This window comes from Candidatus Pelagibacter sp. uisw_091, from assembly GCF_059512525.1.
The window spans coordinates 986,827-1,010,384 of the sequence record NZ_CM183455.1 but is presented as its reverse complement, the minus strand read 5'-3'; the positions used below and the strand labels follow the sequence as shown (position 1 = coordinate 1,010,384).

General features: G+C 27.8%; 28 protein-coding genes, 1 tRNA gene and 1 pseudogene. 12 read left to right on the top strand and 18 right to left on the bottom strand.

Features of this window, described 5'->3' with window-relative positions; genetic code table 11:
- Positions 1-591: a thioredoxin domain-containing protein gene (locus AC5YGA_RS05470; protein ID WP_415308117.1), complete on the bottom strand. Its 591-nt coding sequence runs from the start codon at positions 589-591 to the stop codon at positions 1-3.
- The gene (locus tag AC5YGA_RS05465; protein WP_415308116.1) at positions 588-1,076 is read right to left on the bottom strand and encodes a DciA family protein; all 489 of its coding nucleotides are present in this window, start codon (positions 1,074-1,076) and stop codon (positions 588-590) included. The genes AC5YGA_RS05470 and AC5YGA_RS05465 overlap by 4 nt, the downstream gene beginning before the upstream one ends.
- 13 nt (positions 1,077-1,089) lie before the next feature.
- On the opposite strand from AC5YGA_RS05465, the gene AC5YGA_RS05460 reads away from it, so the two are divergent.
- Positions 1,090-2,070: an A/G-specific adenine glycosylase gene (locus AC5YGA_RS05460; RefSeq protein ID WP_415308115.1), complete on the top strand. Its 981-nt coding sequence runs from the start codon at positions 1,090-1,092 to the stop codon at positions 2,068-2,070.
- Positions 2,067-3,218, top strand: a complete 1,152-nt coding sequence (locus tag AC5YGA_RS05455; RefSeq protein WP_415308114.1) for an FAD-dependent monooxygenase — start codon at positions 2,067-2,069, stop codon at positions 3,216-3,218. The genes AC5YGA_RS05460 and AC5YGA_RS05455 overlap by 4 nt, the downstream gene beginning before the upstream one ends.
- Here the strand turns inward: AC5YGA_RS05455 and AC5YGA_RS05450 are convergent.
- The 3 genes from AC5YGA_RS05450 to AC5YGA_RS05440 all read right to left on the bottom strand — a co-directional run bounded on the left by AC5YGA_RS05450 (position 3,215) and on the right by AC5YGA_RS05440 (position 5,698).
- Positions 3,215-4,285, bottom strand: coding sequence for a site-specific DNA-methyltransferase (locus AC5YGA_RS05450; RefSeq protein WP_415308113.1), 1,071 nt, complete (start codon positions 4,283-4,285; stop codon positions 3,215-3,217). The genes AC5YGA_RS05455 and AC5YGA_RS05450 overlap by 4 nt on opposite strands.
- A 121-nt stretch (positions 4,286-4,406) precedes the next feature.
- Entirely contained in the window at positions 4,407-4,967 is a 561-nt protein-coding gene (gene rnhB, locus AC5YGA_RS05445) for a ribonuclease HII (protein WP_415308112.1), read from the bottom strand.
- On the bottom strand, positions 4,967-5,698 hold the full coding sequence (locus AC5YGA_RS05440) for a uracil-DNA glycosylase (protein WP_415308111.1): 732 nt from the start codon (positions 5,696-5,698) through the stop codon (positions 4,967-4,969). The genes rnhB and AC5YGA_RS05440 overlap by 1 nt, the downstream gene beginning before the upstream one ends.
- A gap of 11 nt (positions 5,699-5,709) precedes the next feature.
- Between AC5YGA_RS05440 and AC5YGA_RS05435 the strand changes: the two genes are divergently transcribed.
- The 5 genes from AC5YGA_RS05435 (at position 5,710) to AC5YGA_RS05415 (ending at position 9,627) form a co-directional block, all read left to right on the top strand.
- On the top strand, positions 5,710-7,395 hold the full coding sequence (locus tag AC5YGA_RS05435) for a tetratricopeptide repeat protein (protein WP_415308110.1): 1,686 nt from the start codon (positions 5,710-5,712) through the stop codon (positions 7,393-7,395).
- A gap of 15 nt (positions 7,396-7,410) precedes the next feature.
- Positions 7,411-7,557, top strand: coding sequence for a hypothetical protein (locus tag AC5YGA_RS05430; RefSeq protein WP_496169987.1), 147 nt, complete (start codon positions 7,411-7,413; stop codon positions 7,555-7,557).
- Between the two features lie 56 nt (positions 7,558-7,613).
- Complete coding sequence (locus tag AC5YGA_RS05425; RefSeq protein ID WP_415308108.1) at positions 7,614-8,243, top strand: GHMP family kinase ATP-binding protein; 630 nt, start codon at positions 7,614-7,616, stop codon at positions 8,241-8,243.
- A gap of 32 nt (positions 8,244-8,275) precedes the next feature.
- A tRNA-Gln gene (locus AC5YGA_RS05420) sits at positions 8,276-8,349 on the top strand.
- Positions 8,350-8,352: 3 nt separating this feature from the next.
- On the top strand, positions 8,353-9,627 hold the full coding sequence (locus AC5YGA_RS05415; RefSeq protein ID WP_415308107.1) for a tRNA nucleotidyltransferase/poly(A) polymerase family protein: 1,275 nt from the start codon (positions 8,353-8,355) through the stop codon (positions 9,625-9,627).
- On the opposite strand, the gene greA is transcribed toward AC5YGA_RS05415, so the two are convergent.
- The 3 genes from greA to AC5YGA_RS05400 are packed head-to-tail and all read right to left on the bottom strand — an operon-like array spanning position 9,624 to position 11,390.
- A complete protein-coding gene (gene greA / locus AC5YGA_RS05410; RefSeq protein WP_415308106.1) occupies positions 9,624-10,100 on the bottom strand; it encodes a transcription elongation factor GreA in 477 nt (158 codons plus the stop codon). The two genes, AC5YGA_RS05415 and greA, sit on opposite strands and share 4 nt — an antisense overlap.
- 1 nt (position 10,101) lies before the next feature.
- Positions 10,102-10,929: an oxygen-dependent coproporphyrinogen oxidase gene (hemF, locus tag AC5YGA_RS05405; RefSeq protein ID WP_415308105.1), complete on the bottom strand. Its 828-nt coding sequence runs from the start codon at positions 10,927-10,929 to the stop codon at positions 10,102-10,104.
- Positions 10,929-11,390 (bottom strand): tRNA (cytidine(34)-2'-O)-methyltransferase, encoded by a 462-nt coding sequence (locus tag AC5YGA_RS05400; protein WP_415308104.1) that lies wholly within the window; start codon positions 11,388-11,390, stop codon positions 10,929-10,931. The genes hemF and AC5YGA_RS05400 overlap by 1 nt, the downstream gene beginning before the upstream one ends.
- Before the next feature lie 86 nt (positions 11,391-11,476).
- Between AC5YGA_RS05400 and petA the strand changes: the two genes are divergently transcribed.
- The 3 genes from petA to AC5YGA_RS05385 are packed head-to-tail and all read left to right on the top strand — an operon-like array spanning position 11,477 to position 14,038.
- The gene (gene petA / locus AC5YGA_RS05395; RefSeq protein WP_415308103.1) at positions 11,477-11,986 is read left to right on the top strand and encodes a ubiquinol-cytochrome c reductase iron-sulfur subunit; all 510 of its coding nucleotides are present in this window, start codon (positions 11,477-11,479) and stop codon (positions 11,984-11,986) included.
- 9 nt (positions 11,987-11,995) lie between these two features.
- On the top strand, positions 11,996-13,249 hold the full coding sequence (locus AC5YGA_RS05390; protein ID WP_415308102.1) for a cytochrome b: 1,254 nt from the start codon (positions 11,996-11,998) through the stop codon (positions 13,247-13,249).
- 9 nt (positions 13,250-13,258) lie between these two features.
- Positions 13,259-14,038, top strand: a complete 780-nt coding sequence (locus tag AC5YGA_RS05385) for a cytochrome c1 (RefSeq protein ID WP_415308101.1) — start codon at positions 13,259-13,261, stop codon at positions 14,036-14,038.
- Here AC5YGA_RS05385 and ychF read toward each other — a convergent pair.
- The 7 genes and pseudogenes from ychF to lgt all read right to left on the bottom strand — a co-directional run bounded on the left by ychF (position 14,015) and on the right by lgt (position 19,940).
- Positions 14,015-15,088, bottom strand: a complete 1,074-nt coding sequence (gene ychF / locus AC5YGA_RS05380) for a redox-regulated ATPase YchF (protein ID WP_415308100.1) — start codon at positions 15,086-15,088, stop codon at positions 14,015-14,017. The two genes, AC5YGA_RS05385 and ychF, sit on opposite strands and share 24 nt — an antisense overlap.
- A complete protein-coding gene (pth, locus tag AC5YGA_RS05375; protein ID WP_415308099.1) occupies positions 15,088-15,648 on the bottom strand; it encodes an aminoacyl-tRNA hydrolase in 561 nt (186 codons plus the stop codon). The genes ychF and pth overlap by 1 nt, the downstream gene beginning before the upstream one ends.
- Positions 15,649-15,693: 45 nt before the next feature.
- A complete protein-coding gene (locus AC5YGA_RS05370) occupies positions 15,694-16,389 on the bottom strand; it encodes a 50S ribosomal protein L25/general stress protein Ctc (protein ID WP_415308098.1) in 696 nt (231 codons plus the stop codon).
- A gap of 44 nt (positions 16,390-16,433) precedes the next feature.
- Complete coding sequence (locus AC5YGA_RS05365) at positions 16,434-17,366, bottom strand: ribose-phosphate pyrophosphokinase (RefSeq protein ID WP_415308097.1); 933 nt, start codon at positions 17,364-17,366, stop codon at positions 16,434-16,436.
- 9 nt (positions 17,367-17,375) lie between these two features.
- A complete protein-coding gene (pgeF, locus tag AC5YGA_RS05360; RefSeq protein WP_415308096.1) occupies positions 17,376-18,134 on the bottom strand; it encodes a peptidoglycan editing factor PgeF in 759 nt (252 codons plus the stop codon).
- A pseudogene (locus tag AC5YGA_RS05355) lies at positions 18,127-19,099 on the bottom strand (SAM-dependent methyltransferase). Before AC5YGA_RS05355 ends, pgeF begins: the two are co-directional and overlap by 8 nt.
- Before the next feature lie 67 nt (positions 19,100-19,166).
- On the bottom strand, positions 19,167-19,940 hold the full coding sequence (gene lgt / locus AC5YGA_RS05350; protein WP_415308095.1) for a prolipoprotein diacylglyceryl transferase: 774 nt from the start codon (positions 19,938-19,940) through the stop codon (positions 19,167-19,169).
- 32 nt (positions 19,941-19,972) lie between these two features.
- Between lgt and AC5YGA_RS05345 the strand changes: the two genes are divergently transcribed.
- Positions 19,973-20,227: a hypothetical protein gene (locus tag AC5YGA_RS05345; protein WP_415308094.1), complete on the top strand. Its 255-nt coding sequence runs from the start codon at positions 19,973-19,975 to the stop codon at positions 20,225-20,227.
- Here AC5YGA_RS05345 and AC5YGA_RS05340 read toward each other — a convergent pair.
- Genes AC5YGA_RS05340 through AC5YGA_RS05330 form a run of 3 tightly spaced genes read right to left on the bottom strand, consistent with a single transcriptional unit; the run spans position 20,205 to position 22,612 of the window.
- The gene (locus tag AC5YGA_RS05340; RefSeq protein ID WP_496169985.1) at positions 20,205-21,512 is read right to left on the bottom strand and encodes an ATP-binding protein; all 1,308 of its coding nucleotides are present in this window, start codon (positions 21,510-21,512) and stop codon (positions 20,205-20,207) included. The two genes, AC5YGA_RS05345 and AC5YGA_RS05340, sit on opposite strands and share 23 nt — an antisense overlap.
- Positions 21,505-22,182 carry a response regulator gene (locus AC5YGA_RS05335; protein ID WP_415308092.1) on the bottom strand — a complete coding sequence of 226 codons (678 nt, stop codon included), beginning with the start codon at positions 22,180-22,182 and terminating at the stop codon, positions 21,505-21,507. Before AC5YGA_RS05335 ends, AC5YGA_RS05340 begins: the two co-directional genes overlap by 8 nt.
- Complete coding sequence (locus tag AC5YGA_RS05330) at positions 22,175-22,612, bottom strand: MarR family winged helix-turn-helix transcriptional regulator (protein WP_415308091.1); 438 nt, start codon at positions 22,610-22,612, stop codon at positions 22,175-22,177. The genes AC5YGA_RS05335 and AC5YGA_RS05330 overlap by 8 nt, the downstream gene beginning before the upstream one ends.
- A 70-nt stretch (positions 22,613-22,682) precedes the next feature.
- Between AC5YGA_RS05330 and AC5YGA_RS05325 the strand changes: the two genes are divergently transcribed.
- Entirely contained in the window at positions 22,683-23,555 is an 873-nt protein-coding gene (locus AC5YGA_RS05325; protein ID WP_415308090.1) for a branched-chain amino acid aminotransferase, read from the top strand.
- Positions 23,556-23,558: the final 3 nt, after the last annotated feature.

The following is a 23,558-nucleotide window of genomic DNA, read 5'->3' as shown; positions in this document are numbered from 1 at the left end:
TTATATCAGTTTTTCCAGGTATTTTTTTATATTTTTATAATTTAGTGTCTTTTCAAACTTTTTATCATTAATTATAATCGTAGGAGTAGCATTAACTTTAAATTTTTTTACTCCTTCGATTCGATCATTTAACACGAAGTCCTCAATTTTTTTATCATTTAAGCATTTTTCAAAATCTACTTTTACACTTTCATCTACTAAAAATTTTTTTAAATATATCTTAGCTTCCTCAGGTGTTTTTCCTCTTGCCCATTTTTTTTGACCTGAATATAAAATATTTATTATATCTGCATTGCCATCATTTCTACATTGTCCAATTTTAGAGGCATTAAATGCTGCAATATCTAGAGGAAAGTGTCTAAATTCAATTTTCACCAAACCTTTTTCAATAAAATCCTTTTTAAGACCTGGATAAACATTCTTGTGAAAGTCTGCACAGTGACCACACGTTAATGACTCATAGGCAATTATTGTGATTTTAGCATTCTTTTCACCTACAGAAATTCTTTTGATAGATTGAGTGTCTTCTGCGATTAGGTTGGTGGTAAAGCCAACAAACATAATAAATAATATTGAAAATATTTTTTTCATCTTTGTTTAAATAATTTAGTTAATTCTAATAATGATTCTTTCACTTTATCATTTTTAATATTATTAATCTTATCTGTATATTTACTATTTGTCACATCATTCTCATTTTTATCTATCTTTTTAAATTTAGTTTGAGCATCATCAAAACTTATAAATTTTAATTTTTCAACAACAGTATAGCCGAAGAAACTATTCATTTTATCCATTATTTTTTTTTTTGAATACTCCAAGTCTACTTCATTGCCTCTTTTGACCATCACATTTAGAGTACTAACACCAAACTTATTAGAATTTTTAAACGATTTTGGATAACATATTTGAAAAATTTCACTACCAACTATGTATTTCCAATTATTTAACGTTTCAGAGAATATGTGCCCTTTCTTTTTAATTATTTTTTTTATGTTTGTTGGTAAAGTATCTTTAAAAGATCTTAATCCTTGAAAGCTTCTGTTTCTCTGCTTAATATTATTTTTAAAAGACATATTAGTTTAAAGCATGATAGCAAAAAAAATTCTTTATTGGTACGATAATAATAAAAGATCTCTTCCTTGGAGGATCAGGTGCTCCACTAGGAAAAAAGAGTACCTTACTCTTGTAAGCGAATTTATGCTTCAACAAACTCAAGTTAAAACTGTCATTCCATATTTTAATAATTTTTTAAAAGATATTCCCAACGTTCAATCTCTTGCAAAAGTGAGTGAGGTCAAACTCCTGAAAAAATGGCAAGGTCTTGGTTATTATTCAAGAGCAAAAAATTTAAAAAAAAGTGCAAAAATGATTGTTGATGATTATAATGGCAGACTTCCAGATAATTATGAAGAATTAAAAAAACTTCCTGGAGTTGGAGATTATACTGCAAGTGCAATATCAGCTATTGTATTTAATCAACAAATAATTCCATTAGATGGAAATATAGAGAGAGTCTTAAAGCGCATCTTAAATTTAAAAACAGAAGAAGAAATGAAAAAAGAAAATCTTCATAAACAAAAAAAAATTTTTGGTAAAACATCAAGATCAAGTGATTATGCTCAAGCTTTAATGGAAATGGGAGCGCTATTATGCAAGCCAAAAAACCCACATTGCAGTAGGTGTCCAATAATTAAAAACTGCTTATCTTACAAAAAAAATGATTTTGAAATTAAGAAAAAAGATAATAAAATTATAGATAAATTTTATCTGGCGACTTTATATAGAAACGATGATCGGCTACTATTAATCAAGAATGATAAATTTAAATTTTTAAAAAACTTACTTATTTTTCCAATGAAAGAGATAACTCAATCAGACTCTCTACTAAAATCTAGCAAAAAACTGAATGTAAAAATGTCAAATATGAATATGAATATATCAATAGATTTTTCAAATATTAAAAATAAACCTAAAAATGGCATGTGGATTGAAAAAACAAAATTAGAAAATTATATGATACCAACATTTACAAAAAAAATATTTGCATCTGTTAAACATAATCTATGAAAAAAGTTGCAATAATAGGTGGGGGAATTTCAGGTTTATATATTGCGAGCTTATTGAGACTAAACTCTAATTATGAGATTATTGTTTATGAAAAAAATAACTCTGTAAATCTAGAAAAAGGTTATGGTATTCAACTTTCTGTTAATAGTATTAAATTATTAAATAAAATTGGCTTTCAAAATATTAATTTTAAGGAAAAGTTTTTTCCAAATAAAGTAAATTTTTATTCTTTAAAGGATAAAAATAAAATATGCGATTTAGATATATCGGCTTTTAATGAGTCTGAGGTTAAATATACAACTTTACAAAGATTTATATTAATAGATTTTTTAACAAATAAACTTCCAAGTAATTTAATAAATTTTAATAAAAAAGTTATTGATATTCAAAGTGTATCAAAAACTACTAAAGTAATTTTTGAGGATAAGTCATCTATAGAATGTGATTATTTAATTATATCAGATGGGGCATTTTCAAAAACTAGATCATTAATTACTGACAAAGAAATCAAACCAAAGTATTTTAACTCAATTGCTGTAAGAGGAAATATTGATCGAAAATATCTTCAAAATATTGATCATAACAATATATCTTTATTTTTAGGGTCTAATTTGCATTCGGTAGTTTACCCAGTTAACCATAATGGTTATTTTAACTTTGTTACTATTCTTAGGAAAGACCTAAATAATGAGGAATTAGCTGATTACAGTTTATTTGATAGTAAAGAGTTCATTTCATCTGCTTTATTGGAAATATCAAAACAAGTAGATAACAATATCATTGAAAATTTAATAGATATTAAGTGCTTTCCTATATTTACAAGTACAGAAATATTTCAGCCTAAAAATAAAAATATTTATATCATTGGAGACGCTTTTTTTTCCTTTCCACCAACTTTTGCACAAGGAGCATCCCAATCAATAGAAGTTGCTCATGAGCTATATCAAAATTTTGAAAATATAGATGATCAATTCAATAAAGAAAGAATTAAAAGAACAAAAATGATTGACAGAAAATCAAGATTAAATTATTTCGCATTTCATCTTTCGAATCCATTAATAATATTTGTAAGAAATTTATTACTTAGATATTTAGTTAAAAATAATAGATTTATTAATAGTTATTTAGGTAAAATTTATAAAAATTAATTATTAGAAATCAATCTTTGTCTTAAATTATCAATTGGAACTGAAACTCCATTTATATTACAATGCCAATAAGTCCATCCATTACAGCTTTCTGTTCCAAGTATTGTTGCTGCAACTTTATGAATTGATCCTTCTGCTTGATTATGCTTGATACTTCCATCAGCCATAATTTTTGCTACAACTTTTTTCTTATTATCAAATATACTTGTTCCAGGTTTTATTATTCCAAGTTCAACTAATGATCCAAAAGGTATTCTAGGTTTAGATCTATTATTTTTAAGAGTGTCTAAGAAATCATCTTCTATGGGCTTTGTATTTTTTAACCTTTCTTCAGCAGCTTTAAAATAATTTTTTTCTTTCTCTATACCATAATATTTTCTACCTAATTTCTTAGCGACAGTGGCAGTTGTACCAGATCCTAAAAATGGATCTAAAATCAGATTGTTTTTGTTTGAAGATGCCAATATAACTCTATGAAGCAAAGATTCAGGTTTTTGTGTAGAATGAACTTTTTTTCCATTTTTCTTAAGTCTTTCTGCTCCATTACAAATAGGTAAATTCCAATCGGACCTCATTTGAAGGTCGTCATTTAAACATTTTAATGATTGATAGTTAAAAGTATATTTTGATTTTTCACTTTTAGACGCCCAAATTAAAGTTTCATGAGCATTAGTGAATCTTGTTCCTCTAAAATTAGGCATAGGGTTATTCTTGTTCCAAATAACATCATTTAAAATCCAAAAACCTAAGTTCTGTATCGCCGTTCCTACTCTGAAAATATTATGATAACTTCCTATAACCCAAATAGCCCCATCTTTTTTTAAAATTCTTTTACATTCTGAAAGCCAAGCAATTGTAAATTCATCATATTTTTTAAAGCTTTCAAACTGATCCCACTTATCATTTACAGCACTAACTTTAGTTCTGTCTGGTCTTGTAAGTGAATTTTTTAATTGTAGATTGTATGGAGGGTCAGCAAAAACTAGATCAAAGGTTTCATTTGGAATTTTTTTCAATTCTTCAAGGCTGTCACCATTAATAATCTTATTATTAAAATTGTTTTCCATTTTATATAAAACAATTAGACTCCAAATAGATTCTACGGTCAACTCCAGATTGAATTATATGGATTCCATTTGTGTTTAAATTTTTTTAGGTAACTAGATATTGTGTTGTCACATGTGAAATTTATAAAAGATCAGAAATAGGGGAAAAAGTTTTTCGATGATACTTGGTAATACCAAGTTTTTTAATTGCTTTTAAGTGTTCTTTAGTTCCATAACCTGAATTTGTGTCCCATCCATAACCATTAAATTGCTTTGAAAGTTTTTTTATAAATTTATCTCTACTAACTTTTGCAATAATTGATGCTGCAGAAATACTAGGGATTTTCTGGTCTCCCTTAATTACATATTCTAATTTATAATTTTTAAGATCAGGTAATTTATTACCATCAATTAAAATTAGAGAAGGCTTTTTATTTAATTTGAGTATAGCTCTTTTCATTGCAAGTAAGCTTGCACGTAAAATATTTATTTTTTCAATTTCTTTAGTTGATGCTTGACCTATTGCCCATATAGAATTTTCTTTAATATATTGATCAAGCTCTTCTCTTTTACCTTTAGTTAAACTTTTTGAGTCTTTTAACAATTCTATATTTATAGATTTATTTAATATTACAGCTGCCGCATAGACTGGGCCAATTAAACTACCTCTGCCAACCTCATCAACACCAGCTAAAATTTTCATTAGATGTTTAATTTTAAATCAACAATTTTTTGTTTAATCATTTTTAAGTCTTCCCATGAATGTTTTTTATTTTCTGGAACCCTTAAAAGATAAGAGGGATTAAAAGTAATGATAACATTATAACTAGTATTTTTGACAATAACCTCTTTCCACTTTCCTCTCTCCATAGATATTTTACTATTTAAACCTGTTAATGACTCCATTGCAGTACTACCCATAAGAATTATTATTTTGGGTTGAATGATTGAAATTTGTTTTTGCAAAAATTGAGAATATCTTTTAATTTCTATAGGGGTGGGTTTTCTATCTTCTGGAGGTCTAAAATTTACAGCATAAGTGCTATAAATATTTTCTTTTTTAATATTTATTGCATTTAACATCTTTTTTAATAGATCACCAACCTCACCTAAGAATGTCTCTCCAATATAGTCTTCTTCAGCTCCGGGAGCCTCACCAACTAACATTATAGAGCTATTTATATTTCCATCTCCTAAAACTATTTTTTTTGAATTATCTTTTAAATTACAATCATTAATTGAGTTAATTTGTAACTTTAATTCGCTAAGCTCTTTTTCTTTATCAATTTTATTTAAATAGTTATCCTTTTTGAGATTGTTATTATCATTCATTAATCTATTGATAGGATTTTCATCAAAAGTAAAATTAGAATCAATGGAGCTTAGAAGTTCTGAGACATAATTCGTATTTTGATTTATTACTTTTTTAGACATAGAATGACCTTATGATAATAAAATTATTTAAATTTATTTTAATTTTACTGTTTTACCAAGGCCCATTATACTCAAAAAGTAACAGTTTAAACGATTTTAATTCACATCATTTATCCAATTATTTTTCAGGTATAGTTGCTTATGATAATAATGACAATTCAAAAGCGTTAAAATTTTTTAAATCTTCAAAGCATTTAATTAAAAAACACAATTCCTACCTTAAAAATTATGTGAACGCCCTTGTGCTTGAAGGTAATGTGCTACAAGCCACCAATGAAATTAAACAAAACTTAACTAAAAATAATTCTGATTTTTTTGAAGCGCATTTATTATTAGCCCTAGATAACCTTAAGAGAAAAGATTATAAAAAAAGTAAAGAGCATTTGCAAAGTTCTTATGAGTTTATCAATAATGATAAGCTTTCTTTAATAATTGCAGAAACATTAAAAAAATACCTATACGTATTTAAGGAAAATAAAATTTCAAAAATAGAAAATAAATTTGGTAATTTTTCTTTTATCAACGAGGTTTTTCAAAGATGTTATTTGGACGATAAAAATACCAAAACTTATTTTGAAAATTTAGTTAATTCACAAAGTGGTGTAGACTACACAAGATACATATTTTTTCACATAAATTATTTAATTACGAATGATGAATATGAAGAGGTAAAAAATATTACTGATAATATAGATTACTTAAATTCATCTTTACTCATTTCTCAAGGAAAAAAATGGATCGAAGATCAAAAATTTGAAGAATTTAAAAAAATATTTTCATGCAAAAACCCCACAGACGTAATTAGTGAATTTTTTTTCTTAGTATCTAATCTTTACTCGTCACAAAATAATTATGAAAAATCCAATTTTTATCTAAATATATCCCATGATCTAAACTCAAAATTTAAATTTAATTTATCTTTATTAGCCGAAAACTATTATTTTAATAAAGATTATAAAAAAACTTTAAAGATTTTAGAATCTTTTAAAAAAAAAGATGAGTTTTATTATTGGTTTAAAATTAAGAAAAAGGCTCAAATAATTTCTAAAAAAAAAGATAAAGATAAATCTTTAGATTTTATCAATTTAAATTATAAAAAAATTAAAAACCCTTCTATAAAAATGGTTTTTGATATTGCAAATTTTAATAAAAATGCAAAAAAATATAAAGAGGCTATAAAATATTATGATCAAATTATTTCAAGAGTTGATAATAGCTCCATGTTATATGCAGAAATTTTATATAGAAGAGGAGGCAGTTATGAAAGATTGGGTAATTATGCTAGATCAGATGAGGACTTATTGAAATCACTAGAAGTTAATCCAGACGACGCATATGTGTTAAATTATTTAGCCTATTCATGGTTAGAAAGAGAATATAAAATTGATCTCTCACTTGAAATGCTTGAAAAAGCTTACACTGCTCAAAGCAATGATCCCTATATAATCGATTCAATTGGATGGGCTTATTATCTAATTGATGATTATGTGAAAGCTGAAAATTTTCTAAAGCGAGCTGTTGAATTAATGCCAGAAGACCCAGTTGTGAATGATCATTATGGAGATATTCTTTGGATGCTGGATAGAAAAATCCAAGCAAGGTATTTTTGGCAAAATGTTTTAAATTTAGAAGAGTCAGAAGATATAATGAAAAAAAACATTAAGAATAAATTAATTAACGGTTTAACCAATTCTTAATTTATGAATAGCTTTATGATTAAATCCTATGCTAAGATTAATTTAGCATTACATGTAACGGGAAAAAAAAAAATGTTACATAAAATTGAAAGCATAATTTCTTTTATAGATTTGCATGATTTAATTTATTTAAAGAAGATAAAAAAAAAAATCATAAAATAATTTTTAAAGGTAAATTCTCTAAAAATATTAGTAAAATAAATACTGTCTATAATTTAATGAAATTATTAGATAAAAATAATTTACTTAACCGACAAAAATTTGATATTAAGATTATCAAAAATATACCTCAAGAAGCAGGAATGGGTGGTGGTTCGATGAATGTCGCAAGTTTGATTAATTTTTTTATTAATCAAAAATTATTAAAAATAAAAAAAAATGAATTAAAAAAGTTAACAAGTCAGTTAGGTTCTGATGTTATTTTAGGAATAAAGCCGACCAATACAATTTTGTCAGAAAATGGAGATATAAAAAGATATAATAATAATACTAAATTTCACACGTTAGTTGTCAAACCTAATTTTGGTTGTTCAACTAAAAATATTTATTCAAAAGTTAAATCGTTTTCTAAGCCTCAATTTAGTTTTCCAAAGACAAAAATGTTTGAAGTAAAATACCTTAAAACTTTGAATAATGATCTCGAAAAAATAGCCTTTAAAAAATACTCAAAACTTAAAAAAATTAAATTATTCTTATCAAACACACACAACAATATGTTTGTTAGAATGTCGGGATCTGGCTCGTCAATCGTGGCCTATTTTGATTCTAAGAGGTCGTGTGGTAATGCATATAGTCAATTTAAAAGGAAATTCAGTAGTCATTGGTGTATTGCATCAAAAACTATATAATTTTTTTTTTTTGTGATATATGAAATTAATATTGGCCCATGGTGAAGTGGTATCACATCTGTTTTTGGTACAGAGATCCGAGGTTCGAATCCTTGTGGGCCAGCCATATATGAATAACTTATTAGATAAAATTTTTTTCAGATCCAAAAATCTTAATTATATAAATTTAGGATTTAAGGATATTAAAAACAATACTGAAGTAAATCAAATATTCAGTGCCATTCATTCTTTTTCTAAAAATAGTGAAATTAGATATGTTGGTGGGTGTGTTAGAAAAATTATTAATAAAGAAAAAGTTGACGATATAGACTTAGCTGTAAATTTAAAACCAAAAGATGTTTGTGATGCGCTTAGTAAAAAAAATATTAAATATTATGAAAGTGGAATAGAGCACGGAACAATTACAGCATTAATAAACAGCATTAAGTTTGAAATAACATCGTTACGAAAAGATGTTGATACTGACGGAAGGCATGCAAAAGTTGAGTTTTCAGATAATTGGAAGGAAGATGCCTCTAGACGAGATTTTACTATAAATTCTATTTATGCAGATATTGAGGGAAGTCTATTTGATCCCTTTGATGGTAAAAAAGATCTAGAAAATGGAAAAGTAGAATTTATTGGAGATGTAGAGGTAAGGATTAAGGAAGATTATCTTAGAGTATTAAGATATATTAGATTTTTTCTCAATTATTCCAAAGATAAGCATAAACCTAAAATTATTAACATAATAAAAAAAAATCTAATTGGTGTTTCAGCAATTTCTTCTGAAAGATTATTAGACGAATTTCAAAAATTATTAAAATCAGACGGTTTTCTAAAGTTAACCAAGGATAAGGATTGTTTAGAGATTATAAATCTTATTTTTCCACAAATTAAAAACATTTCTCTATTTAACAAAATGAATAGTTTTGCAAAAAAAAATTTTCTTGAAGTAGATTTTATTTTTTTATTATCTTTAATGATTATTGATGGAACTGATAATGTAGATTATTTTATTTATAAATTCAATTTATCTAAAAAAGATCAAAAAAGACTTATATTTTTGAATAAGTTTTATTTAGAAAAAAATACTAGCAAAACTTTTTCAGAAAAAAATTTGAATAAAGTTTTTTATTTTAATAGTAGAGAGGCATTAATAGATGTTCTTTATTTTAAGGTTTTTAAATCCAAAAAAGTAGACAATAAGTTAATTAAATTAATTGAAATTTTTAAGAAAAAAGAAATGCCTGTCATGCCGATTAAAGCTAGTACCTTGATGGAAAAATATCAAGTTCCTGAGGGAAGGGAGCTGGGACAGAGACTAAAATTAATAGAAGAAGTCTGGATTAGTAATGACTTCAAAATTTCAGATAAAGAAATTCAAAAAATAGTAAGTAATTAAACGTACTTTACATCTTTAATTTCAAAGTTTTTTACACCTGCTGGAGTTTTAATTTCAACTAAATCATTTTTATTTTTTCCTATTAATCCTCTACCTATTGGTGATTGAAAAAATATCAGTTTTTTTTGAAGGTCAGCCTCATCTCTTCCAACTATTTTATAGGTAATTTCTTCTCCAGTATCTAGATTTTCTAAATGCACTGTTGAGCCAAATATGACTTTTCCATCGTTATTTATTTTTGTAACATCAATTACATTTGCTCTTGCGATATTATCATTAATCTGAACTATTCTTCCTTCATTATGTGATTGTTCTTCTTTTGCAGCATGATATTCTGCATTTTCTTTTAAATCACCATGTGATCTTGCTTCAGAAATAGCAGCTACTATTTGTGGGCGTTTTTTTTCTTTTAAAAAAATTAGTTCTTCTTTTAAAACTTCAAGTCCTGCAGTTGTTATTGGCTCTTTATCCATTTTAATTCCATTTTGCTATTGGAGGCAAAGACATTAATATTCCTTCAACATTACCACCTGTTTGTAAACCAAATTTTGTCCCCCTATCGTATAGTAAGTTAAACTCAGCATATCTACCTCTTTTAATATATTGTATCTCCTTTTGTTTTACATTCCATTTTTTTTTGTACTTTGCTTTTATTATTGAATTAAATAACATTTGAAAAGTAACTCCTAAATCAGATATAAATTTAAAGTCTTTTTCCCAATCATTTTTTTTGTAATCAAAAAAAATACCACCAATTCCTCTTGTTTCTTTTCTATGTGGTAAATAAAAATATTCGTCACACCATTCTTTATATTTTTTATAGAATTTTTTATCATGTCGATCACACATTTTTTTTAATTCACTATGAAGGAAGCTTTTTTCTTTAAGGTCTTGAATACAAGGTGTTACATCCATACCACCACCAAACCATCCATGCGTTGTATAAATAAACCTTGTGTTAAAGTGAATTGCTGGAATATGAGGATTTCTCATATGCATTACAATAGAAATTCCTGATGCCCAAAAATTTGGATTTTTAGATGCGCCTGGAATTTTTTTACTCATTTTTTTTGAAAACTTTCCATGGACTTCCGAAAAGTTTACACCAACTTTTTCAAAAATTTTACCATCTTTTAAAATTCTAAACTCTCCACCACCTTCATCTTTAATTTCATTTCTACTCCAAGTCTCAGATTTAAATTTTAATTTTTTATCTTCCAGTTTTTCAATATCGTTACAAATTGTGTTCTGCAGCAACTTAAACCAATTAGAAGCAAGTTTTTTTTTAATTTCTTTATCCATTATTTATTAAAGTTAGTTTGTCTTAAATTTTCTGAAAGAATTATAGCAACAGAAGAGGCTATATTTAAAGATCTTTTATTGTTCATCATAGGTATTTTTAATCTATACTTAATTGAATTATGAACTTGATCAGGTACACCAGCACTTTCTCTTCCAAATAACAATGTATCATTAATTTCGAATTTGAATGTAGTATAAGGTTTGGCTGATTTTGTTGTTAATAATATTACTCTTTGACCTTTTTTTGACTTAAAAAATTCTTCTGAGCTTTGATAAAATTTAATTAGCTTTTCATCCATATAATCCATAACAACTCTTTTAAATCTTTTATCGTTAAATAAGAATCCACATGGTTCAATAATTTCTAAACCAGCACCTAGACATGCACAAGTTCTAATAATGGCAGCTGTATTTTGAGGAATATCAGGCTCATACAGGGCTATTTTAGGTCTCAAAGTCATAGTTTCTGTGTCATTGTTTCAGTGGAAAAAAAACTTTTTTCTTATATGAAATCATATATTAGATAACAATATACAAAAAATAAAAGATGTCTGAAAAAAAACCTGAAAGAAGAGAATTTTTATTTACAGCCTCATATGCTGTTGGAGCTGTTGGAGTAGGGGCAGTTGTTTGGCCTTTAATTGACCAAATGAATCCAGATGCTTCAGTTAAAGCATTGGCTAGCACAGAAGTAGATATTAGTGCAGTTCAACTTGGAAAAACAATTACTGTCCTCTGGAGAGGAAAACCAGTTTTTATCAAAAGAAGAACACCTGAAGAGATAGCAGAGGCAAGAGCTGTTAAGATGGAAGATTTAAAGGACCCTCAAAAAGATGAAGATAGAGCAAAAGATCCTGAGTGGTTGGTAATGGTTGGTGTTTGTACACATTTAGGATGTGTGCCATTAAATGACAAGGGTGAGTATAACGGTTGGTTTTGTCCTTGCCACGGATCGCATTATGATACATCAGGAAGAATAAGAAAAGGCCCAGCACCATTAAATATGGAGGTTCCTAAATATGAATTCGTTAATAACAACACAATTAAAATTGGATAATGAATAGTTATGAGTGATCAAGAATACATTCCTAAATCAAAATTTGGAAAATGGTTTAATGACAGATTACCTCTTTTGTCACTTGCTAGTCACCTAACAGATTATCCGACGCCAAAAAATTTAAATTACTGGTGGACATTTGGTGGAATATTAACCTTTTGTTTAATTACACAAATAGTAACGGGCTTAACTTTGGCAATGCATTATATCGCACATGCTGACTTAGCTTTCGAAAGTGTTGAGCATATTATGAGAGATGTAAATTATGGATGGCTTATAAGGTATATCCATTCAAATGGTGCCTCGATGTTTTTCCTTGCAGTGTACATTCATATTTTTAGATCTTTATTTTATGGATCTTATAAATCACCAAGAGAAATAATTTGGATTATTGGAATAATTATTTACCTTTTGATGATGGCAGCTGCTTTCATGGGTTATGTGCTTCCATGGGGTCAGATGAGTTTTTGGGGAGCAACCGTTATTACAAATCTTTTTAGCGCCATACCTTTAGTGGGAGAGGGAATAGTAAATTGGTTATGGGGTGGTTATTCTGTAGATAACCCAACTTTAACTAGATTCTTTACTCTTCATTACTTAATTCCATTTTTAATAGTAGGGTTAGTGGTTCTTCATATTTGGGCCTTACACGTTCCTGGAAATAATAACCCAGTAGGAATTGATGTTAAAAAACCTTCCAAAGATACAGTGCCATTCCATCCATACATCGTGATTAAAGATGGTTTTGCACTATTAATGTTTATGATTGTTTTTGCATTTTTTGTATTTTATTCACCGAATATTTTAGGACATGCAGATAATTATATAGAAGCAAATCCAATGGTGACACCAGCTCATATTGTTCCTGAATGGTATTTGTTACCTTTTTATGCGATCTTAAGATCAGTTCCAGATAAATTAATGGGGGTGGTTGCAATGCTATCAGCAATTTTAATCTTAGCTGCATTGCCTTGGTTAGATACTTCAAAAATTAGGTCAGCAGTATTTAGACCTCTTTACAAACAATTTTATTGGATATTATTGGCTGATGTATTAGTTCTTGGTTATGTAGGTGCAATGCCAGCTGAAGGGCTTTACTTATTAATTGCTAGGGTTGCCACAGCTTATTACTTCATTCATTTTTTAATAATCTTACCAGTTTTAGGATTTAAAGAAAGAACCATACCTTTGCCATTGAGCATTACAGAACCAGTACTGGGAGGTATGCCGATGGCATCAGCTGTTAAAAAAAAGAAAGTTTAAATTAATTAAGTGAAAAATATTTTCAAAATAAGCTATTCAATTATTTTTTTATTAGCAGGAACTCTTTCTGTTAATGCAGCAGAAAAAGCTGATCTTTTAAAAACAGATTGGAGTTTTAAGGGTTTATTTGGAAAATTTGATAGAGGAGCATTGCAAAGAGGTTATCAGGTTTATTCAGAAGTTTGTGCTGGGTGTCATTCAATGAAATATGTAAGTTACAGAAACCTTTCTGAGCCTGGAGGACCAGAGTTTAGTGAAGAGCAAGCAAAAGCTATAGCAACTAGTTTTGAAGTTACTGATGGGCCCAATAGTGAAGGTGAAATGTTTGTAAGGCCAGCAAAGCTATCTGACAAGTTTGTTATGCCTTTTGAGAATGTTAAAGCAGCTCAAGCTGCGAATGGAGGAGCTTATCCACCAGATATGTCAGTACTAGCAAAAGCTAGAAGTGGCGGGGTTGATTATATTTACTCAGTACTTTTAGGTTATGAAGACCCACCTAGCGGTATAACTCTCGATGATGGGGTTTATTATAATAAATACATGTATGGTAATAAAATTAAAATGTCACAACCTTTAATGGATGATGCGGTAGAATACAGTGATGGCACAAAAGCTACAGAAGAGCAAATGGCAAAAGATGTTACAACATTTTTAATGTGGGCTGCAGAACCACATTTAGAAGCAAGACATAAAATGGGCTTTAAAGCTATTTTGTATTTGATTATTTTAACTATTTTAGTTTATTTCAGTATGAAGAAAATTTGGTCACGTATTGAATCTGAAGTTTAATATATCACCATCTTTTACAATATAATCTTTTCCTTCAAGCCTCATCTTTCCATTAGTTTTAGAATTTACCCAGCCATTATTAGCAATGAAATCTTCATAGGCAATTGTTTCTGCTCTTATAAAGCCTTTTTCAAAATCAGTGTGGATTTCTCCAGCTGCTTTTGGCGCGGTACAATTTTTTTGGATAGTCCAGGCCCTAGTTTCTTCAGGTCCTGATGTAAAATAAGTGTCTAGTTCTAAAATATTGTAGCCTTTTTGAATTAACATGTTTAATCCAGTTCTTTTTAGGCCAATCATCTCCATATAATTTTCTTTTTCTTCATTTTCTAATTGATTTATTTGATTTTCAATATCAGCTGAAACTATTAAAGTGTTTTTTTCACCAAATTTATCAATAAAAGCTTGTGTGTATTTATTTCCATTTTGTACACTTGCTTCGTCAACATTACATACAAAAATTTTACGTTTTAAAGATAGTAAACCACTTTGGTTTACTAATTTTTTTTCAAATTGATCATAAAGTATTTGTATATCTTTAGAATTATTTATGCAGTCAGAAGCAATTTCTAATATTTTTAATTGTTCCTCATCAACATTTTTTTTATTATTTTTTTCCAGTCTTTTTTGTATTGATTCAAGGTCTGCCAACATCATTTCTGTTTCAATAATTTCCAAATCTCTGATTGGATCAACAGTTAGATTCACATTTTGAATATCATCAGAGTCAAAACATCTGATCATGTGTATTACTGCATCCACTTCCCTTATGTGGGATAAGAATTTATTTCCTAAACCTTCACCTTTAGAGGCACCCTCTACAAGCCCAGCTATATCTACAAATTCAATGGTAGTATTAATTTTTTTTTTAGATTTTGATATTTCAACTAGCTTGTCTAGTCTTTTATCAGGAACTGGAACCACACCAACATTTGGTTCTATTGTACAAAAAGGAAAGTTTGCAGCTTGTGCCTTGCTAGAATTTGTGAGTGCATTAAATAAAGTTGATTTACCAACATTAGGTAACCCTACAATTCCACACTTAAAACTCATTATTTATTATTTATTGTGCTTGCAAATAAATCTAATTTTTTATCAATTAATATAGACATTGAATTAATAATATTATTTGTAATTTTTTCTAATTGTAACATTTCATCCTCATCAAAATCTTTTAATACATGGTCTGAAACATCAGCTTTAGTTTTCGGTCTTCCAATTCCAATTCTTACTCTTGAATAGTCTTTACCTATAAATTTATCTATAGATTCAATTCCATTATGCCCTGCACTAGATCCTGCAAATTTTGCTTTTACTTTTCCAAACTCAATATCAAGATCATCATGAAATACGACAACATCTTCAGCATCTATTTTAAAATATTCAATTAACTCTCTTATACAAATTCCAGAATTGTTCATAAAAGTTAGAGGTTTTATTGCATAGACTTTTTCACCTTCAATATTCCCAGTAGTTAATAACCCTTTAAATTTAGGTTTCTGTTTAGAAAGACCAAATTTCTTGTTAAGAGCATCAATCAACTTAAAACCTATATTGTGTCTATTATTTTCACTGTTGGGTGTTGGGTTTCCTAAACCTACAAATAAAAGCATAATTTTTTAAGTTCGTATCTAGGAATTTTCACTATAATAAATTTATTATTTTTTTTCTTCAGGAGTAGCTTTTTTTTCTTCGCCTTCTTTTTTATCTCCATCAGTTGATGGGGCTGAATCTTTTCCATCTGCTGCTGCCTCATCTGTTCCTTCTGCTTCAGCTGGTTTTTCAGGCTCTTTAACAACTGTAGGTGCTGCCAATGTCGCAATTACAAAATCACGTCCAATAATTGTTGGGGTGACACCCTCTTCTAATTTAACTGAAGATATCTTAAAACTTTCTCCAATATCAATTCCATCAAGATCAATTATAATTGCCTCTGGAATTTTTTCACTTACACACTTTAATTCAATTTTTCTTCTAACTATGTTTAGTACCCCACCTCTTTTTAAACCCGGTGATGTTTCGTGATTAATAAATTGTACAGGTACCTCAATTCTAATTTTTACACCTGGTACAACTCTTAGAAAATCTATATGTGTTGGTTCATCTGATATTACATTATATGTGACCTCTCTTGGTAATACATTTTGAGGCTTACCATCCAAGCTAAGAGCTATAATGTTAGATAAAAAATTTTCTTTTTCAAGTAATGACTTGAGTGTTTTTTTTAAAACTGTAACTTTTTGATTTTGTTCTGATCCACCATAAACAATGCCTGGAATATTGCCAGCCAATCTAAGAGACCTAACATCTCCTTTGGATTTGGTATTTCTAGTATTTGCTTCAAGTGAATTCATAAAAAGGAGGCTTTTAGCTCAAGTTACATAATAACTCAAGATAATTATTTAAATAAATCTGATACGGATGTCGAATTAGAAATTCTTTTAATCGCCTCTCCCATAAGGGTCGAAATTGGTAAAACTTCTATATTTTTAGTATTCTTAATTTTATCTTGGTTGTCAATTGTGTCTGTTATCACCAATTTTTTTATAACAGATTTTTTAATTTTATCTATTGCCTCACCACTTAGGACACCGTGTGTAATATAAACATAGACTTCTTTTGCCCCTCTATCTTTTAATGCTTTAGCAGCATTAACTATGGTTCCCCCAGAATCAATTATATCATCAACTATAATGCAGGTTTTGTTCTTAACATTTCCTATAACATTCATAACTTTTGATTTACCTGGTTTAGGTCTTCTTTTATCAACAATTGCAAGCTCAACACCTAAAATTTTACCAAGAGCTCTTGCCCTTTCGGTTCCTCCTACATCTGGTGCAACACAAATAATATTTTTACTTTTAATATTTTTTTTCACATGTCTTGCAAAAATAGGAGTAGCAAATAAATTATCTACAGGAATATCGAAAAAACCTTGAATCTGACCTGCATGCAAGTCAACAGTAACTACACGGTCAGCACCAGCTTTAGTGATTAGATTAGATACAAGTTTAGCTGATATAGAAGTTCTTGGCACCACCTTTCGATCTTGTCTAGCATAACCAAAATAAGGAATAACAGCTGTAATATTTTTAGCTGAAGATCTTTTTAAAGCATCAATACATAGAAGCAATTCCATCAAATTATCATTTGCAGGTGAAGATATCGATTGAATTATAAATATACTATTACCTCTAATATTTTCATTAATTTCTATATAAATCTCTCCATCAGAAAATTTTTTAATACTAGAATTTACAAGTTTAGTTTTTAAATATTTTGCAATATTTTTGCTTAGAGGTTTATTACTATTTCCAGTTAATAATTTCATGAGATACAATCAATTAATCATAATTATTGAAATATTTCTACCATAATCACTCTCATTGTGGCTAATAGATCTTCTAGCGCTAAAAAATTTATTTTTGATATTAAACGTATCTTTATCAATAATATCAATTTTCTTTATATTTAAGCTCTTTAATTGAAAGTAGATATATTTATTTAAACTAAAATAATTTTTATTCTTAATCTTTTTAAAAAAAATCGTATTTTTTTTGTCTTTTTTAATAAATTTTTTTGTAAAGTCTTTTTTAACCTCATAGTTATTACTTGAAATACATGGACCTATAGCAGCAGTAATATTTTTTTGGAAACAACCTTTTTTAATCATAAATTTAACAACTTTTTTTACAATATCTTTATAAGCTCCCCTCCAGCCTGCATGAATTGCTGCTACCATTTTCATCTTGCTGTCATAAATTAATATTGGAGCACAATCAGCTGTTAAAACTGCAATCGGTAAATATTTTTGATTAGTTATTACTGCGTCAGCTTTAGGCTTTCTTTTATTGTTATATTTGTCATCAATATAAATGAATTTATTACTATGGAATTGATGAAGTAAAAAAATATTTTTTGCTTTTTTGCTAATATTTTTTCTTACTATTTGTAAGTTTTTTTTAATATTTAATTTATTATCTTTTGAGCCTGGGCCACAATTTAAGCTCTTATAAATATCTTTTGATTTGCCACCAACACTATTAAAAAAGCCGTGTTTTAAATCTTTTATTCTTAATAGTTTTTTTGATTTAATCAATTTCAAAGCCTGTCTTAAATTTATTTTTTGTTTTTTTTATCAGCATAACTTTAAATAGCTCACCCATTTGTTTTTCATCTATAAGACGTCTAATACGGTAAAATAAGTCTGATTTTTTTGAAAAAGGTATATTTTCACTTATAATTTCTGCCCTTTGAACTATTCCCATACTAGTTAAAAATTTTTTTTGATTACTAATAATAGAATCTAAATCAGTAAATTGAGCAACAAATTTTTCAAATAAATTAAAATTAATATTATAAGTTATATCAGAGTCTCCAATTTCCTCCAAAACATTAGAATATTTATGATTATTCACAGCTTGTAAAGTTTCATGCATTTTTGAATTCAAATATCCATAATCAATTACTAATATTCCTCCATCATTTTTTTTAATTATGTTGCAAATATTTTTTAAATATTTGAAAGAGAGTGGTGAATATTCGATAATGTCTTGATTTTTTGAAATTTCAAAATTTAAGTTTTTTTCAATCTTCTTAATATCTGTTATGTGTTCTTTAAAATTTGCTTTGTCGATTTCTTTTAAATCTACAAATCTTTCAAACCAGTTTTTTTTTTCTAAAAAACTGTTTAATTGGTAGAGCATCAAAGAATTCATTAGCTAAAAATATTGTTGGATTTGAATTAGTTTTATTAATATCGTCAACCCAGGTTACATCATCAGATTTTAAATTTTGTTGTTGTTGATTAGTTAAAAAGATACTTTTTTCATGTATTTGAAAATTACAACTATTAGCGCATTCTGGAAAACTTTTTAGTGTTGCAATTATCACCTTCATCATCTCACCATTTCCCGCACCCAGTTCTAATAGATTGAATTTTTTTGGCGAACCAATACTTTTCCAAAAAGTTATAACCCAAATAGCAATTATTTCAGAAAAAAGCCTTGTAATATTTGGTGCAGTAATAAAATCTCCCTCTTTTCCAAAAGGGTTTTTTTTCATGTAATAACCGTTATCTTTGTCGTAAAGAGCAAATTCAATGAATTTATCTAAGGGTAGGCTAGATTCTCTATTTATTTTCATTTTTGATATAAAATAGAATTGTTCCAATTGTTACAAACATCAAACTAATAATTTGACCCATAGATAAATTAAAAATTAAGTAACCCAGCTGTTCATCTGGCACTCTAAAAAACTCAACAAAGAATCTAAATATTGAATAGAAAATTAAAAATAATCCTGAAATTAAACCAGGTTTTCTTAAATAATTTTTTCTTCTAAAGTACAAAAGTATTAAAAATAAAATAACACCCTCTAAAACTGCCTCATATAATTGTGATGGATGTCTTGGTAAATTATCTACTTTAGTAAATGTAACTGACCACAAGACTTCTGTAGTTTTTCCATAGAGTTCTGAATTAATAAAATTAGCCAATCTTCCAAAAAAAATTCCAATAGGAGCTACTAATGACACATGATCCATATACTCAAATGGATCTTGATTATTTTTTTTAGCAAAAATTATGCTTGAAAGAATTATGCCCAGTAAACCACCGTGAAATGACATTCCACCTTGCCATATTTTAAAAACATCTAGGATGTTATGTGAATAATAATTAAAGTTATAAAATATTACGTATCCCAATCTTCCACCTAAAATTATTCCAATAATCAAATAGGTTATATAATCGTCGAATTTTTCACGTATATCTGAATTTTTAATGAATATTTTTTTACATAAAGACCAGCCAATTATAATTCCCAATATATAGGCTAAAGAATACCATCTAATTTCAAGCGACATAATCTGAAAAGCAACTGGGTCAAAATTATTAATGAACATTTTAAATAATACTTATAAACTATATCTTAAATATGAAAAATTCTAAATTTATTATTGATAAGCTTGGCAAACTTTTTGAACAAGGCATAATTTCCTCAAAAGATCTTAGTTCTGAACTTTTTAATATTTTGAAATCTAAAAGAGATGAGGTAGTTTTTAAAATGAAGTTAACAAGTAAAGAAGAAACTGATATTTTGATTAAAAGAGTTGAAAATCTTGAAAAAAAAATAGAAAAGTTAGAAAAAAATAAGTTAAAAAAAAGAACTACAGGGGTAAAAAAACCTTAACTCTCAATCCATTAAGCGGAGATTTTTCTAGAATAATATTTCCTCCATGTGATTTTATGATATCCGATGTAATGGATAATCCCAGGCCAACACTAGATCTTGAATTCCCTCTACTTTTATCAAGTTTATAAAAAGGTTTAAAAACATTTTGGTATTCATTTTCAGGAATGCCAAGGCCATCATCATCAATAGTGATTATTATATTATTATTCTTTTTTGATAGTCCAAGGTTTATTTTATCTGCATATTTAATAGAATTATCAATTATGTTGTTTAAGGATCTTTGGATTAAATTTTTTCTACCATGCATGTAAGCTCTAGGAATTAGTTTTGTCGAAATATTGCTATTACTATACTTATTGATTGTACTTTTAATTAACTCTGAGATGTCAAAAGTTTCATTTTTTTCTAAATAAGACGAGCTAGTAAATTGCAAATATTCATTAAGCATTTTTTCCATTTCATCAATATCTAAAGACATTTTTTTGGATAACTCCTCGTCTTTTATAAAGGATAGTTGAAGCTTAAGTCTTGTTAATGGTGTTCTTAGATCATGGCTAATCCCTGATAGCATTTCAGATCTTTGATTGAGGTGCCTCATGATTCTTTTTCTCATTTTATCAAATTCTAAGCCTGCTTGTCTTATCTCTAATGCACCAGAAGGTCTATATTCATCAATGTTTTCACCTCTACCAAATCTCTCAGCAGCTTTTGCAAGATTAACTATTGGTCTTGTTTGATTTTTTAAAAATATTATTGCTATAGTTATCATCAGTAATGCTGGAAGAGTTATCCACAGTCCAAACAATCTTGCAGAAGTGCTTGCTACTCTATCTTTTGGAATAAAAAATTCAAAATAACCATCTAAATGTTTTATATTTATATGAATAAGATCTTGATAAGTTATTGTATCAAACCAATAGTTATTTACACCAATATTTGACTTTAACTCTCTCCTTAAAGTTCTATCAATTGGACTAAACCATCTCTCTTTAAGAGGCCTCTTAAATAATTGGTCATTTTTGTACTCAACGTTGAGATCTAAATAAATTGAAAAAAGACCAGATAAATCATTATTATTATATTTATCATTATCGTAAGCAGTAATAAAAGTTTTCATTTCACCAACTAAAGCACGTGTCATCCCTTTATTAGTTTTAATCCAAAGACTGTCAAAAAAAACAATAGTTATAATTAATTGCAAGACAATAATAGGCACTGCTACAATTAATAAAGCTCTATAAAATAATCTTCGAGGTAACAAATTTTTTATAAATTTACTCAATCCATAAGACATAGCCAGCTCCTCTTAATGTTTGTAAGTATTTTGGGTTTTTTGGATCAGTTTCAATTTTTTTTCTTAAACGTGTAATTATAACATCTATAGATCTTTCTTTTTCTAGATCAATCATTTTTCCAATATCCTCTCTAGAAAATGTTTTACCAGGATTATTGATCATTCTCTCTAAGATAATTTTTTCAGTATTATTTATTTTGAATTCATTTTCTTTTTTAATAATTAAAAGCTTATTTAGATTAATTTTAACATTTCCAAACTCAATAATTCTTTTTTGATTATTTTTTTTAGTTTTATTAAGAATATTTTTTATTCTTAATATGAGTTCTTTAGGCTCAAAAGGTTTTGGTAAATAATCATCGGCACCAACTTCTAATCCTCCAACTCTATCCTCTGCCTCTCCCTTTGCTGTTAAAAGAATTATAGGTGTATCAATTTTTGATTTATTATCTTTGATAAACTCTAATCCACTTTTCCCAGGCATCATCACATCTAAAACAATTAAATCAAATTTAATAATTGAAACCTTTTCCAAAGCATTTTCAGCACTATCTGAAGTGGTAACTAAAAAGTTATTTTCATTAAGATATTTTTTTACCAAAGATCTAATCCCATCATCATCATCAACAACTAAAATATGAGCTATAAAGTTATTCATTGATTATCTTTTTTAAAACAGTATCAAAGTTAATAACTTGATCAGAGTTTGAATTTAAAAGAGCATTGCAAATTCTTTTTTTTTGAGCTGAAAATACTTCTTCAAAAATTTTTTCACCTTTCTCATTTAAAAAAATATGTTTAGTTCTTGTATCTTGCTGTCCTTTTTGAAAAAAAATAACATTAAGTTTAATTAAATCTTTTAAAACTCTATTTAAGCTTTGTTTTGTAACCTTAAGTTTTTTCAGTAGCTCTGAAATTGTAATTCCTTTATACATCGAAAGCAGGTGAAGTACCTTATGATGTGCTATCCCAATAGAGTATTTGTCCAGTATGCTCTTAGCATCGGCAAAAGACTCTCTGTAGCTTATAAATAGCCTTTCTATTAATTCTTTTAACTGAGTATCTTTTAAATATAAAAGTTCTTTCATTATAGGTAAGTTATATTGACATATTATAGATACAAAGATAATTTTAAAAAAAAATTAAATTAATTCACACATGATACCCTACGATAAAAGATCTGGTAAAATTTGGTATAATAATGAGCTTGTTGATTGGGCTGATGCTAAAATTCACATTTTAAACCATGGACTTCATTACGCAAGTTGTGTTTTTGAAGGAGAAAGAGTTTATGACGGATCAATATTCAAATTAGAAGAACATACTACAAGGCTTTTTTATTCAGCTAAAAGAATGGGAATTACAATGCCATATTCAGAAACAGAAATAAATGATGCATGTAATAAAATTATTTCAGTTCAAAATATAAAAGATGGTTATGTAAGACCAATGGCCTGGAGAGGCAGTGAAATGATGGCAATCTCTGCACAACAAACAAAAATTCATGTTGCTGTAGCAACTTGGGATTGGGGTTCTTATTTTGATCCAAAATTAAAAGTTAATGGGATTAAATTAAATATTTCAAACTGGAGAAAGCCAGCACCAAATACAATACCGTGGGATACAAAAGCATCTGGCTTATATATGATCAACACTCTGTCAAAACATGAAGCAGAACAGCAAGGTTATACAGATTCCTTAATGCTGGATCATGAAGAAAATATTGCAGAAGCAACTGGAGCAAATATTTTTTTTAAAGATAAAAATGGAGAAATACACACTCCAATTCCAGATTGTTTTTTAGATGGAATAACAAGAAGAACTGTTATTGAGATTGCAAAATCCAAAGGAATTAAAATTAATGAGAGAAAAATTAAACCAGAAGAGCTAAAAGATTTTGTTGGTTGTTTTTTAACTGGGTCAGCTGCAGAAGTAACACCAGTATCGTGTATTGCAGATAATCTATTCAAGGTTTGTGAAACTATAATTGATTTAAACGAAAGTTATCAAGCTTTAGTAAGAAAAAAATAGATT

Excerpts from the sequence above, each read along its gene's own strand:
- AC5YGA_RS05460 (WP_415308115.1), top strand. The coding sequence starts at position 1,090 with ATGATAGCAAAAAAAATTCTTTATTGGTACGATAATAATAAAAGATCT.
- AC5YGA_RS05365 (WP_415308097.1), bottom strand. The coding sequence starts at position 17,366 with ATGAAATTATTAACTGGAAATAGTAATAAACCTCTAAGCAAAAATATT.
- AC5YGA_RS05345 (WP_415308094.1), top strand. The coding sequence starts at position 19,973 with ATGAAAAATTCTAAATTTATTATTGATAAGCTTGGCAAACTTTTTGAA.
- hemF (WP_415308105.1), bottom strand. The coding sequence starts at position 10,929 with ATGGATAAAGAAATTAAAAAAAAACTTGCTTCTAATTGGTTTAAGTTG.
- AC5YGA_RS05440 (WP_415308111.1), bottom strand. The coding sequence starts at position 5,698 with ATGTCTAAAAAAGTAATAAATCAAAATACGAATTATGTCTCAGAACTT.
- AC5YGA_RS05470 (WP_415308117.1), bottom strand. The coding sequence starts at position 591 with ATGAAAAAAATATTTTCAATATTATTTATTATGTTTGTTGGCTTTACC.
- AC5YGA_RS05465 (WP_415308116.1), bottom strand. The coding sequence starts at position 1,076 with ATGTCTTTTAAAAATAATATTAAGCAGAGAAACAGAAGCTTTCAAGGA.
- ychF (WP_415308100.1), bottom strand. The coding sequence starts at position 15,088 with ATGAGTTTTAAGTGTGGAATTGTAGGGTTACCTAATGTTGGTAAATCA.
- AC5YGA_RS05330 (WP_415308091.1), bottom strand. The coding sequence starts at position 22,612 with ATGAAAGAACTTTTATATTTAAAAGATACTCAGTTAAAAGAATTAATA.
- AC5YGA_RS05415 (WP_415308107.1), top strand. The coding sequence starts at position 8,353 with ATGAATAACTTATTAGATAAAATTTTTTTCAGATCCAAAAATCTTAAT.
- AC5YGA_RS05430 (WP_496169987.1), top strand. The coding sequence starts at position 7,411 with ATGATTAAATCCTATGCTAAGATTAATTTAGCATTACATGTAACGGGA.
- lgt (WP_415308095.1), bottom strand. The coding sequence starts at position 19,940 with ATGTTCATTAATAATTTTGACCCAGTTGCTTTTCAGATTATGTCGCTT.
- pth (WP_415308099.1), bottom strand. The coding sequence starts at position 15,648 with ATGCTTTTATTTGTAGGTTTAGGAAACCCAACACCCAACAGTGAAAAT.
- AC5YGA_RS05370 (WP_415308098.1), bottom strand. The coding sequence starts at position 16,389 with ATGAATTCACTTGAAGCAAATACTAGAAATACCAAATCCAAAGGAGAT.
- AC5YGA_RS05390 (WP_415308102.1), top strand. The coding sequence starts at position 11,996 with ATGAGTGATCAAGAATACATTCCTAAATCAAAATTTGGAAAATGGTTT.
- AC5YGA_RS05425 (WP_415308108.1), top strand. The coding sequence starts at position 7,614 with ATGAAATTATTAGATAAAAATAATTTACTTAACCGACAAAAATTTGAT.
- petA (WP_415308103.1), top strand. The coding sequence starts at position 11,477 with ATGTCTGAAAAAAAACCTGAAAGAAGAGAATTTTTATTTACAGCCTCA.
- AC5YGA_RS05435 (WP_415308110.1), top strand. The coding sequence starts at position 5,710 with ATGATAATAAAATTATTTAAATTTATTTTAATTTTACTGTTTTACCAA.
- greA (WP_415308106.1), bottom strand. The coding sequence starts at position 10,100 with ATGGATAAAGAGCCAATAACAACTGCAGGACTTGAAGTTTTAAAAGAA.
- AC5YGA_RS05450 (WP_415308113.1), bottom strand. The coding sequence starts at position 4,285 with ATGGAAAACAATTTTAATAATAAGATTATTAATGGTGACAGCCTTGAA.
- AC5YGA_RS05400 (WP_415308104.1), bottom strand. The coding sequence starts at position 11,390 with ATGACTTTGAGACCTAAAATAGCCCTGTATGAGCCTGATATTCCTCAA.
- AC5YGA_RS05455 (WP_415308114.1), top strand. The coding sequence starts at position 2,067 with ATGAAAAAAGTTGCAATAATAGGTGGGGGAATTTCAGGTTTATATATT.
- AC5YGA_RS05335 (WP_415308092.1), bottom strand. The coding sequence starts at position 22,182 with ATGAATAACTTTATAGCTCATATTTTAGTTGTTGATGATGATGATGGG.
- rnhB (WP_415308112.1), bottom strand. The coding sequence starts at position 4,967 with ATGAAAATTTTAGCTGGTGTTGATGAGGTTGGCAGAGGTAGTTTAATT.
- AC5YGA_RS05325 (WP_415308090.1), top strand. The coding sequence starts at position 22,683 with ATGATACCCTACGATAAAAGATCTGGTAAAATTTGGTATAATAATGAG.